Below are 11,384 nucleotides of genomic sequence, written 5' to 3' on the forward strand. Positions count from 1 at the left end.
GTGGATTTCATCCGCCCGGCGTACTGATTACGCGTTTGACCAGCTTTGAATGGCGTCAACGTTATCCAGATTACCGTGAGTGACCTCATACGACTTTTTCAAAATCACATCGGTATACTGAGTTAAATCCCTGAAGATTCCTTTATTTAGCGCCTCATAGCGTTTGGCGTTTTGTTCAACTGGCATAAACACATCTTTGACCCGGACCATATTTTCGATGGCCGCCTCGTAGGAAGGATACAGACCCAACCCTACCGCGGTGTTGATCGCCGCTCCGAGGCTCGCGCAGCCGTTAATGGCGTTACGCCTGGCCGGGAGGTTGAATACATCTGCAAAGATTTGCATAAACAGGTCGCTGTTTGACCCCCCACCGGTAATGATGATGTGCTTAGCGAAATGGTTCATTTCATTGCACATATTGTCGTAGTTATTCTTTAACGTCAGCGCCACGCTCTCCAGAATCGAGCGGTAAATCCACGCATAGTCCATGCTGGAGTCAAAGCCTATCATAATGCCGCGTTTGTAGGGCTCCCATGGGTTGGTCAGCCAGTCGAGCACGGTCATCAGGCCGTTACAGCCCGGAGGGACAACTGAGGCTTTTTTGTTGAGCAGATCCTCCGGTGAGAGCCCCTGCGATTTGGCATCCTGAATCAAGGATTCGCCCAGCATGTCCCGCAGCCAACTGACCGTCCACATCCCTTTACGAATGCCATACCCTTCATACAGCAACGTTTCAGGAATGGAAGACATAATCGGCCAGTATGCGACGGGATCCTTCGGCAACGCTTTACCGTTCATCATCAGAGCGATATAGGTGCCTAACGAAATCACCGCTGTTTCATCGTCCAGCAACCCTGCGCCGAGCGCTTCGACCGGCTTATCGCTGGTGGTGCAGACAACGGGTAAACCCGCCGGAAAACCGGTAGCGAAAGCCGCCTGTTCGGTAAGATGACCTAAGATTGTCCCCGGCATCTGCACATCGAATAGCATGTGGCGGGGAATGTTAAACTTCTTCATGACCTCATCATCGTCGCTCCACGACCAGGTTTTATAATCCACCGGCCACTGGCCAAAGTAATTGGCGATGTTGTCTTTAAACTCGCCGGTTAAGCGGTGCGACAGGTAGCCCGAAAATGAGGTAACCCAGGCCACATCAGGATTGGTATGCTCATAAGGTCGGGTGACGCGGGCGTCCTGCCAGCTGATTAACGGTTCCGCAGGTGTGCCGTCAGCTTTGAGTAGCGCGCGGCAACAGCGGATAGAACCCAGCCCGATGCCGACAATATCTTCTTTATGGCCTGCAAATTGATTCATCAGATCTTTTCCGGCGAAGCATAAAGAGGTCCATAAATCATCGTCGGGATGTTCTGCCGTATCAGCATCCGGGGTGTACATCTGCTGTAACAGGCCTTTTCCTTCACAGACCACATTCCCCTGCAGATCGTACATCACTACTTTAGTGCTTTGGCTCCCGCCATCGATTCCAATGATGTATTTCTTTGACATGATTATTTCTCCTTTAAATTGTCATCATCACTCGCCGGTTGTTTCAGCGGCCTGTGATGTCATCTTTTCCGGTGCGGTGTTAGCGGTGCGAATTTTGCGAAACAATAAGAAAGTGAACAGGATGACCAGGCATAGCGCCGCCAACCCCATTAACCACATGTTGCGATAGGCTTGTGCCGCCGGGAGCGTGTCCTGCCAGTGGCCTACGATCGGATAAACAAACACGTCGGGTAGAAAACCGATCACTGAACAGATCCCCACGGTGGTTCCCATGATGTAAGACGGCGTTCTGGCTTCGCCGGGACAGGCCCAGTAGAGTCCACGCGAGGCGTAACAGGTGAATCCCAGTAACAGAATCAGGCCGATACCCATGGCGACGGACTGCGGGTTCGAGTTGGTTGCCAGCAGCGCGATAAGCGCCAGCAAGCCAACGATAGACAGTAACTGAATGACGCGGGTCGGCGATTTCACCTTGCTATAGGTGGTAATAATGCCGCCCAACGGCCCGCAAATGGCACGGAAAATCTTGTTGATGACAATGCCCATGTAGCTGGCCGCGACCAGCGACATACCGTACATTTCGGTCAGATAATTAGTGGAGTAGCTGAGGATGGCGTAGATCGTAAAGACGCCAAAAATGACCATGCTGCAATACCAGGTTGTACTGATGCGCAGCACCGCGAGAATATCGCTGAGCTGGAAGGAGTGCTTTTCTTCTTTCGCCGCGATGCTGTGGCTGTTACCGTCGCTGACGAAGAACCAACACAAAATTCCCAGTAGGATGTAGACCACGCTATAAATCAGGATCACGGCTTTCAGGCTATTGCTGTCATCGGGGGCGAAACGAGAAAAGACCCACATGGTAAATACGGCCAGTGACATGACCCCAACACCGCGCAGGCCTTCCATCCAGCCCATGATCTTCCCTTGTTCGCTGTGATCGCCCAGCAGCGAAGCGGCTTTAATGGATACCGACCACAGCATCAGGATGGTAGTGATGGCAAATGCAACCTGAATACAGAGCATGACCCACAGCGGTGGATACGTCATCATCAGCAAACCGAGCAATCCGGTAATAATCATCGCTAAAGTAATCATTTTGCGATGCGAGAACTTATCGGCAATAACCCCGCTGGGCGCATACAAAATAATAGCTGCAATACCAAAGGTACTCATTATTAATCCGATTTCGGTATTGCTAAACCCCATGAATTTTGCCATGGGAATTTGATATATATAACGTAAATAAGCCAGATCAAAACTAACACCGCCGCTGAAACTAATAATTGCGAGGGTTATCCAACGGCGATATGAATTGTTATGCATATTGAATTCTCATGTTTAACAGACAAAAAAAAGAGAAAAGTAAACCGCCCTTTCAGGTGGATTACTTTTCTCAGGTCTCTAGTAATTGCGCTTAGAAATAACATGGACAGGTTGATTATAGTGTGAGAATAATCACGATTCTTGTTTTTGGCTATCATGACAAAATTAACGAGTATCTGTGATTTTGATCACGTTAGATAATTTATGGTTGTGCTAAAAATTTAGTCCAGTTACCAGAGATAATGAGAAAGGTGACTTCCCTCTTGCGGGGGAAGTTGCCTTTCTTTTTTTTTGCCTAAAGGAATTTGGAGCTAACTATGTCAATCGAATCTCTCAACGCATTCTCAATGAATTTTTTCTCCCTGAAAGGGAAAACGGCGATCGTTACGGGCGGCAACAGCGGTCTCGGTCAGGCTTTCGCGATGGCGCTGGCGAAAGCGGGGGCAAATCTGTTTATCCCAAGCTTTGTAAAAGATAACGGCGAAACGAAGGAAATCATTGAGAAACAAGGTGTTGAAGTTGAATTTATGCAGGTAGATATTACCGAAAAAGGCGCGCCGCAGAAGATTATCGCCGCCTGCTGCGAGCGTTTTGGCACCGTCGATATTCTGGTGAATAATGCCGGAATTTGTAAGCTGAATAAGGTGCTGGACTTTGGTCGTGCGGACTGGGATCCGATGATTGATGTTAACCTGACGGCGGCCTTTGAACTAAGCTATGAAGCTGCAAAAATTATGATTCCGCAAAACAGCGGTAAAATTATTAATATCTGCTCTTTGTTCTCTTATCTTGGCGGTCAGTGGTCACCAGCCTATTCGGCTACCAAACATGCACTGGCTGGTTTTACCAAAGCATATTGCGATGAATTGGGGCAATATAATATTCAGGTTAACGGTATCGCACCGGGATATTATGCGACAGATATTACGCTGGCCACCCGCAGTAACCCGGAAACCAACCAGCGGGTATTGGATCATATCCCGGCGAATCGTTGGGGAGATACTCAGGATTTAATGGGGGCAGCGATATTCCTCGCCAGTCAGGCGTCTAATTATGTTAACGGTCATTTACTGGTTGTCGACGGCGGTTATTTAGTTCGTTAAATCTTGTCGATAGTTTCTGTTTTATTCATTATTCTGTTAATTATCAGGAAGGAATGACTATGTCTTTATCTCGCGAAGCGATCGTTGACCAGTTAAAAGAAATTGTTGGACCCGATCGCGTAATTACCGATGAAACGGTATTAAAGAAAAACAGTATTGACCGCTTTCGTAAATATGCTGATATCCATGGCGTCTTTACGCTGCCGTTACCGGCTGCGGTTGTTAAGTTAGGCTCGACCGACCAGGTTTCTAACGTGCTGGCCTTTATGAACCAGCATAAGATCAATGGCGTTCCGCGTACCGGTGCCTCTGCGACGGAAGGGGGGCTGGAAACTGTGGTTGAGAATTCCGTGGTGCTGGACGGCGCCGGAATGAACCAAATCCTGAATATTGATATCGAGAATATGCAGGCGACCGCACAATGTGGTGTACCGCTGGAAGTGCTGGAAAATGCGCTGCGGGCTAAGGGCTACACCACCGGACACTCGCCGCAGTCTAAACCTCTGGCGCAGATGGGCGGCCTGGTGGCAACCCGCAGCATTGGTCAATTTTCCACGCTCTACGGCGCAATTGAAGATATGGTTGTCGGCCTCGAGGCCGTACTGGCGGACGGCACCGTCACCCGCATCAAAAACGTCCCCCGCCGCGCAGCCGGCCCGGACATTCGCCACATCATTATCGGCAACGAAGGTGCACTGTGCTATATCACTGAAGTAACAGTGAAAATATTCAAGTTTACCCCGGAAAACAACCTCTACTACGGCTACGTTCTGGACGATATGAAGGTTGGCTTTGAGATTCTGCGTGAAGTGATGGTGGAAGGCTATCGTCCTTCAATTGCACGACTGTATGACGCCGAGGATGGCACCCAGCACTTCACCCATTTTGCTGATGGCAAATGCGTGCTGATTTTTATGGCTGAGGGCAACCCGCGGCTGGCGAAAGCCACCGGGGAAGGCATTGCGGAAGTTGTGGCACGCTATCCGCAGTGCCAGCGAGTGGACAGTAAGCTGATTGAAAACTGGTTTAATCACCTGAACTGGGGGCCGGAAAAAGTGGCTGCCGAACGTGTGCAGATCCTGAAAACCGGTAATATGGGCTTCACTACTGAGGTTTCAGGCTGCTGGAGCTGCATCTATGAGATCTATGAAAGCGTAATCAATCGTATTCGTACCGAGTTCCCGCATGCGGATGATATCACCATGCTGGGCGGTCATTCCTCCCACAGTTATATCAATGGTACCAACATGTACTTTGTGTATGACTACAACGTGGTGAACTGTAAGCCTGAAGAGGAAATTGATAAGTACCATAACCCGCTCAACAAGATTATCTGCGAGGAGACGATTCGCCTCGGCGGTTCTATGGTGCATCACCACGGCATTGGCAAGCATCGCGTTCACTGGAGCAAGCTGGAACATGGCAGCGCGTGGGCTTTGCTGGAAGGACTGAAGAAGCAGTTTGATCCGAACGGAATTATGAATACGGGCACGATCTACCCGATTGAGAAGTAGTTATTTATACGGCTTCTCAAATGAGGAGCCGTAATTTTACCGGACTATGAAGGGGTAGAAATGAACACTTCACCGGTGCGAATGGATGATTTACCGCTAAACGGCTTTCACTGCCGTATTGCCGCGCTGACTTTTGGCGCACATCTTGTTGATGGCTATGTCCTTGGTGTCATCGGTTACGCCATTATTCAGCTCACTCCCGCTATGCATCTGACGCCTTTTATGGCTGGTATGATCGGCGGCGCGGCGCTGTTAGGCCTTTTTATCGGCAGCCTGATTCTGGGATGGATTTCGGATCACTATGGTCGACAAAAAATTTTCAACTTCAGCTTTGTACTGATCACCGTCGCCTCATTTCTTCAGTTTTTTGCCACCACACCCGAGCAGTTGATTGGCTTGCGGATCCTGATAGGGATAGGGCTGGGCGGAGATTACTCTGTGGGGCACACGCTGCTGGCCGAGTTTTCACCGCGCCGACACCGTGGGATTCTGCTCGGTGCATTTAGCGTGGTATGGACAGTGGGTTACGTACTGGCAAGTATTGCTGGCCATCATTTTATTAGCGAAAACCCGGATGCCTGGCGTTGGCTGCTGGCATCGTCTGCTTTACCTGCGCTATTGATTACGCTGCTGCGCTGGGGAACGCCAGAGTCGCCGCGCTGGCTGATGCGTCAGGGGAGGTTCGCTGAAGCTCATGCCGTGGTGCACCGCTGTTTTGGTATGCACGTACAACTGGGCGATGAGGTAACGAAAGAGACGAATAAACATATCAGAACCCTGTTCTCATCACGCTACTGGCGGCGCACGGCTTTTAATAGCATCTTCTTTGTTTGCCTGGTTATCCCTTGGTTCGTTATCTACACCTGGCTACCGACGATTGCCGAAACCATTGGTCTTGAAGACGCGTTAACTGCCAGCCTGTTGCTGAATGCGCTGCTGATCGTGGGCGCGCTGCTGGGTCTTGTATTAACACATCTGCTGGCCCATCGCCATTTTCTGCTCGGCAGCTTTTTGCTGCTGGCGACGACATTAATCGTGATGGCCTGCTTACCGCCTGGCAGTCACTGGACGCTGCTGCTTTTTGTCTTATTCAGCACCACGATTTCGGCGGTCAGTAATCTGGTGGGGATTTTACCGGCGGAAAGCTTTCCCACCGACATTCGTTCGCTGGGGGTGGGATTCGCCACCGCTATGAGCCGACTCGGCGCAGCAATCAGCACCGGTTTGCTGCCATGGACTCTGGCGCAATGGGGGATGACGGTCACGCTACTGCTATTAGCTGGCGTATTGCTGATCGGCTTCGTGGTGACCTGGCTATGGGCACCGGAGACCAAAGCGTTGCCGCTGGTGGCAGCCGGAAGCGGCGACCAAAGACAAGGAGGTACAAATGAACATTCTGTTGGCGTTTAAGCCCGAGCCCGACGCCAGCATGCTGGCAGAAAAGGACTGGCAGGCCGCCACGCTGAGTACCTGCGGGCCGGATGTTTCGCTATTGCGCAACGCTATCGGTGCTGATGAACAGGCCGCTGCCGCGCAGCTATTGGCCCAGCGTGGTGCGGGCTGTGAGATGACCCTGACCGCATTAAGCATTGGTGATGAGAGGGCACTTCACTGGCTGCGTTATTTTGCCGCGTTAGGTTTTGAGCAGTCGGTGTTGCTGGAGACAGCGGCGGATCTGCGCTTTGCGCCAGAGTTCATTGCCCGGCAGATTGCCGACTGGCAGGGCAGACACGGTACTGAACTGATTGTCACCGGCTGTCAGAGCAGCGAGGGGCAGAATGGGCAAACACCATTTTTGCTGGCGGAAATGCTTAACTGGCCCTGTTTCATCCAGGTCGAACGCTTTACCCTTGAGCCACCTTTCATTGTCGTCGAACAGCGAACGATATCCGGTATCCGCCGTTGCCGGGTGCGGCTCCCGGCAGTGATTGCAGTCAGACAATGTGGTGAAGTGGCGCTTCCTGTACCGGGAATGCGTCAGCGTCTGGCCGCGGCAAAAGCGGAGATTGTGCGCCAGCCCGTGTCCTGCGATGAAATCCCCAACGTTCAGTGCCAGAAGCTGACGCGACCGACGCAGCGGCGCTGCGCCATGATAATCGACGGTGCGACGGCGCAGGAAAAAGCCCTGCTATTGTGGAACGACTATTTGCGCAAGAGGATGCTGCCATGAAGATCGCGCTGATTACGCAAAGTGGCGAATGTGCGGCAATCGCCAACTGGATTGCAGAAAACGGACTTTCTAACATGGAACTGGAGCGCTGGACCCTCGAGCCGCCGCCGGATGTTGCAGAGCAGGTGCTGGATGCGCTGGCGGCGCAGTGGTTGCTGACGCCGGCCGATATCCTTATCTTTCCTGCCGGGCCGCTGGGGGATGAGCTTGCGACGCGACTGGCCTGGCGACTGCATGGCGGCAGTCTTTGCCAGGTACAGACGCTGGAGGCGCAGCAGAGGTTGGTTAACAAATCTCATTGGGGAAATGCGCTGACGGCAACATTGCACGTTACCGCGCGTCCCTTATGTATTTCTCTGACGCGCGAGCCCGAATTGAGCGCGTCGGGAAAGGATCTGCCTGCGATGGCGGAATACCGGATTGTACCTACACTTGCTCCAGACTGGCTGGAGAGCGTGGAAAGCATTGAGCGCGTCACTGCTCATCCTTTGTTACAGGCCGGGCACGTGCTGGTGGTCGGGCAGGGAAGAAGTGACGTCAGTGCCGATAAAATTACCGCGCTGGGTCAGGCGCTTGGCGCTGAAGTGGGATACAGCCGTGCGCGGGTGATGAATGGTGGCTTTGACGCTGAGCGCGTGATTGGTATCTCGGGCCATCTGCTTGCGCCGGAAGTCTGCATTGTTGCTGGAGCCTCCGGTGCGGCGGCGTTAATGGCCGGAGTTCGTCAGAGCCGGTTTGTGGTGGCGATAAACAGCGATGCTGGCGCGCCTGTCTTTTCGCAGGCAGACGTCGGGATTGTGGATGACTGGCTGCCGGTACTGGAGACGCTGGCACAACTGCAATAATGTCTGGTAGTGCTGCGCTTTGTAGGCCGGATAAGGCGTTCACGCCGCCATCCGGCATCTCGGGCTAATTCAGCTTTTTGGCTAACGTCCAGACGTCGGTGTTGGTGGTAGAAAGTGCCGCCACACCGGCCTTCATCGCATTACGCGCATCCTCTTCATCGCAGACCAACCCGCCAGCTATCAGCGGCTGGCGTATTTTTTCTGTCACCCATCCCAGCACTTTCGGCATACAGCCTGGCAGGATCTCAATACAGTCCGGGTTCGACTGTGCAACCTGCTTATCAATGTTGTGAAAAGAGATCGAGTCGACGATAAACAGGCGATGGATACAGAAAAAGCCCTCCGCCCGCGCCGCTTTCAGCATCGATGCTTTGGTACTGATAATGCCATCCGCCTCGGTGACCAGCTTCAGAAACTGGATAACAACCTCTTTATTCGACGCCCCCTCCAGCAGATCCACGTGGATAAAGGCGTATTTACCGGCATTTTTAATTTTCTTCACGATATTGCTGATCGTGCAGATATTACCGTACAGAACAGAGATGAACTGGCATTCGGAATCGATGGCTAATTGCAGGCTGGCGTTGTCTTTCACGGCGGCAATCACCGGATTCTGGCGAAGCAGGTGTAACAGGGGCATAGAATATCCTTGAAAATTAGCCAAATCGGTAAGTGATGCCAAACCCGGATGCGGGATAGCGCCACTGTTGCAGCGTGGTTTCATCGCACAGCAGTCGACAGGTACCACACTCCAGGCAGCCGCGAAAGTCGATTTTAAGTTCGCCTTCCGCCGCGAGGGAAAAGAGCCCGGCAGGGCAGGAGGCGATCAGCCGTTGTGCCGTTTCGTTATCGACTCTGGTCGCCGGTACAATATGTGAAATGTCGGCGGGACGCCAGGCGTTGCGGGTTACAGACATCGTAAGCTCCTGATAATATCGCCTGCCAGATGGCGCAGGCCGTGACGACGAAACTGACGCCAGACTATCTGGCGCAGCGGCGCTACCGGGCGGTAGCCCTGATGCCAGAGCTCTCGGGAGACAGACTCCATCAGTTCCGGCCACTGGCGATACCATCCGGGGCGTTCCAGCAATGCAGGAACATCCCTGTAGCGTTGCAAAACTGCCCACAGCAGGCTGTGCTGGACGTCCTGATGGTAGGCCGGAAACAGGTTTTGCGGCCCATGCTTCTGGCAGGCATTAATCAATGTTTGCGCGGCTGCCTGAGCGCCGATCAGCGCCATATCCATGCCGCGTACGGAGAAACCGGTATTCACACAACTGCGTAGTGCATCACCGACGAGCAGCCAGCCTTCTCCAGCGAATTGTACTGGCAGGCTGTGTAAGCCGCCTTCCGGAACCAGATGTGCGCCATACTCCAGCGGTTCGCAGCCTCTGAGCAGCGGATGCAACGCAGGATGTATCTTGAGTCGCTCCAGTAGTTCAGACGCAAGGGTAGTGCTTTGCGCCACCGAGGAAAGCGGGCAAACTACACCGAAAGAGAGCGTCTCTTGATTGGTATAGAGAAATGCACCGCCGGGCAGTTCACCGCAAATATCGCCGCTGAACAGCATTGCCGCGCCTTCGTCTTTGGACAGGCGGAAACGTTCTTCAAGTAACGATTTATCCAGCGCCAGCGTCTCTTTAATCCCTAACGCCATCGAGGTGGTTGAGGGGCGCGGCAGGAAGCCATAGCGTTCCGCCAGCACGCTGTTCGCTCCTTCAGCCAGCACCACATAGCGGGCGCGCAACGTCTCATTATCGGCAATTACGCCGCACACTCTGCCATCTTCAAGATGCAGCGCATCAACCGTCACACCGGTAATCAACTGCACGCCTTCGGCTTCAGCCTGCGCGACGAACCACGGGTCGAAGCGGGCGCGCAGCAGACTCCATGAGTCACCGTCGGGTTGCAAACTGGAATACGTTGTTGCGCCATCACGCGTTAATAGCGAGATATTTTCCTGGGTAATTCTACGTTCAAGCGGGGCCGAGTGTTGGAAGTGGGGGAGAAGTTCGCTGAGCGCATGAGTATACAGACGCCCACCGGAAAGGTTTTTACTGCCGGGAAGTTCGCCGCGTTCAAGAAGCAGAACTGAAAGCCCTGCGCGTGCGCAACGTAAAGCACAAGCGGTGCCTGCTATCCCTGCACCGATGATAATGATATCGAAATCGTCTGACATGTTGTGCTCCAGATATCCAGAGCACATAACCCTAACAGAGTGTCAGTTAAGGAAAATTGACCGTTGCCACAGACGTTACAATCACTCGCCGCGGTACACGCAGCCTGCTGTGCAGGTTTCTTTCACCATTACAGCACTTAGCAGAGGGACCACAGGTTTAATCTGATCCCAAATCCATTTGGCCAGCACTTCACTGGTTGGATTTTCTAAGCCAGGAATATCGTTCAAATAGTAGTGATCGAGTCTGTCGTAAGTCGGCTTAAACGCGGCTTTTAACTCAGCAAAATCCATGATCCAACCGGTATGCGGATCGACTTCACCGGTAATTTCAAGACGCACCATAAATGAGTGACCATGCAGGCGGCCACACTTATGCCCTTCCGGTACGTGCGGCAGGCGGTGAGCGGCTTCGAAGGTGAAATCTTTAAACAAGGTGGTGGACATTATTTACTCTCAAGAATGCGAAAAACCGCCGTAGGGTACCGTAAAGCACAATTTTTATCATTAGTTAAAAGGGCGCTAAGCATCAGAACGTCATATTTATGCTGTTAATGTTTAATAACTATTTATATATCATATAGTTATTAAATCGTTTTTGTCGTTAATGACTATAACTAAAACAGGTTAGTCCATTTGGTTATTTGTTATTTCTATCCCTTCTTTAATTGTTACTATCCCCGCCGTTAACCTTATCTTCAGTTTGGGTTTTATTGCTGAAATCCGCTTTGCTTACTGGAACAT

10 protein-coding genes and 1 pseudogene are annotated in these 11,384 nt (G+C 52.1%); 5 read left to right on the forward strand and 6 right to left on the reverse strand.

From position 1 onward, the window contains the following. Positions 1–27: 27 nt before the first annotated feature. The gene (locus OGV85_RS20360; RefSeq protein WP_061547660.1) at positions 28–1,506 is read right to left on the reverse strand and encodes an FGGY-family carbohydrate kinase; all 1,479 of its coding nucleotides are present in this window, start codon (positions 1,504–1,506) and stop codon (positions 28–30) included. Positions 1,507–1,533: 27 nt separating this feature from the next. Continuing rightward, the gene (locus OGV85_RS20365; RefSeq protein WP_061547659.1) at positions 1,534–2,832 is read right to left on the reverse strand and encodes an MFS transporter; all 1,299 of its coding nucleotides are present in this window, start codon (positions 2,830–2,832) and stop codon (positions 1,534–1,536) included. A gap of 317 nt (positions 2,833–3,149) precedes the next feature. On the opposite strand from OGV85_RS20365, the gene OGV85_RS20370 reads away from it, so the two are divergent. The 5 genes and pseudogenes from OGV85_RS20370 to OGV85_RS20390 all read left to right on the forward strand — a co-directional run bounded on the left by OGV85_RS20370 (position 3,150) and on the right by OGV85_RS20390 (position 8,464). Further along, positions 3,150–3,935, forward strand: coding sequence for an SDR family oxidoreductase (locus OGV85_RS20370; RefSeq protein ID WP_016154226.1), 786 nt, complete (start codon positions 3,150–3,152; stop codon positions 3,933–3,935). 59 nt (positions 3,936–3,994) lie between these two features. Then, the gene (locus OGV85_RS20375) at positions 3,995–5,449 is read left to right on the forward strand and encodes an FAD-binding oxidoreductase (protein ID WP_061547658.1); all 1,455 of its coding nucleotides are present in this window, start codon (positions 3,995–3,997) and stop codon (positions 5,447–5,449) included. Next, positions 5,439–6,859: pseudogene (locus tag OGV85_RS20380) on the forward strand (MFS transporter). The gene OGV85_RS20375 and the pseudogene OGV85_RS20380 overlap by 11 nt, the downstream one beginning before the upstream one ends. Beyond that, the gene (locus OGV85_RS20385) at positions 6,837–7,619 is read left to right on the forward strand and encodes an adenine nucleotide alpha hydrolase family protein (protein WP_061547657.1); all 783 of its coding nucleotides are present in this window, start codon (positions 6,837–6,839) and stop codon (positions 7,617–7,619) included. Before OGV85_RS20380 ends, OGV85_RS20385 begins: the two are co-directional and overlap by 23 nt. Continuing rightward, complete coding sequence (locus OGV85_RS20390) at positions 7,616–8,464, forward strand: electron transfer flavoprotein subunit alpha/FixB family protein (protein WP_061547656.1); 849 nt, start codon at positions 7,616–7,618, stop codon at positions 8,462–8,464. Before OGV85_RS20385 ends, OGV85_RS20390 begins: the two co-directional genes overlap by 4 nt. Positions 8,465–8,528: 64 nt before the next feature. Here the strand turns inward: OGV85_RS20390 and OGV85_RS20395 are convergent, their stop codons facing one another. From OGV85_RS20395 to queD, 4 genes are all read right to left on the reverse strand, one after another. Further along, on the reverse strand, positions 8,529–9,104 hold the full coding sequence (locus tag OGV85_RS20395) for a glycerol-3-phosphate responsive antiterminator (RefSeq protein ID WP_061547655.1): 576 nt from the start codon (positions 9,102–9,104) through the stop codon (positions 8,529–8,531). A gap of 16 nt (positions 9,105–9,120) precedes the next feature. Next, positions 9,121–9,381 (reverse strand): ferredoxin family protein, encoded by a 261-nt coding sequence (locus tag OGV85_RS20400; protein WP_061547654.1) that lies wholly within the window; start codon positions 9,379–9,381, stop codon positions 9,121–9,123. After that, a complete protein-coding gene (locus OGV85_RS20405; protein WP_061547653.1) occupies positions 9,372–10,643 on the reverse strand; it encodes an FAD-dependent oxidoreductase in 1,272 nt (423 codons plus the stop codon). The genes OGV85_RS20400 and OGV85_RS20405 overlap by 10 nt, the downstream gene beginning before the upstream one ends. Before the next feature lie 81 nt (positions 10,644–10,724). Further along, the gene (gene queD, locus OGV85_RS20410; protein WP_003034142.1) at positions 10,725–11,087 is read right to left on the reverse strand and encodes a 6-carboxytetrahydropterin synthase QueD; all 363 of its coding nucleotides are present in this window, start codon (positions 11,085–11,087) and stop codon (positions 10,725–10,727) included. Between the last annotated feature and the right edge of the window lie 297 nt (positions 11,088–11,384).

The sequence above is a fragment of the Citrobacter sp. Cf132 genome (assembly GCF_030333885.1).
In the GTDB taxonomy this organism is placed as follows: Bacteria; Pseudomonadota; Gammaproteobacteria; order Enterobacterales; family Enterobacteriaceae; genus Citrobacter; species Citrobacter freundii.

What these genes read in the sequence shown, in the direction of transcription:
- OGV85_RS20360 (WP_061547660.1), bottom strand. Translation starts at nt 1,506, where the DNA reads ATGTCAAAGAAATACATCATTGGAATCGATGGCGGGAGCCAAAGCACT.
- OGV85_RS20365 (WP_061547659.1), bottom strand. Translation starts at nt 2,832, where the DNA reads ATGCATAACAATTCATATCGCCGTTGGATAACCCTCGCAATTATTAGT.
- OGV85_RS20370 (WP_016154226.1), top strand. Translation starts at nt 3,150, where the DNA reads ATGTCAATCGAATCTCTCAACGCATTCTCAATGAATTTTTTCTCCCTG.
- OGV85_RS20375 (WP_061547658.1), top strand. Translation starts at nt 3,995, where the DNA reads ATGTCTTTATCTCGCGAAGCGATCGTTGACCAGTTAAAAGAAATTGTT.
- OGV85_RS20385 (WP_061547657.1), top strand. Translation starts at nt 6,837, where the DNA reads ATGAACATTCTGTTGGCGTTTAAGCCCGAGCCCGACGCCAGCATGCTG.
- OGV85_RS20390 (WP_061547656.1), top strand. Translation starts at nt 7,616, where the DNA reads ATGAAGATCGCGCTGATTACGCAAAGTGGCGAATGTGCGGCAATCGCC.
- OGV85_RS20395 (WP_061547655.1), bottom strand. Translation starts at nt 9,104, where the DNA reads ATGCCCCTGTTACACCTGCTTCGCCAGAATCCGGTGATTGCCGCCGTG.
- OGV85_RS20400 (WP_061547654.1), bottom strand. Translation starts at nt 9,381, where the DNA reads ATGTCTGTAACCCGCAACGCCTGGCGTCCCGCCGACATTTCACATATT.
- OGV85_RS20405 (WP_061547653.1), bottom strand. Translation starts at nt 10,643, where the DNA reads ATGTCAGACGATTTCGATATCATTATCATCGGTGCAGGGATAGCAGGC.
- queD (WP_003034142.1), bottom strand. Translation starts at nt 11,087, where the DNA reads ATGTCCACCACCTTGTTTAAAGATTTCACCTTCGAAGCCGCTCACCGC.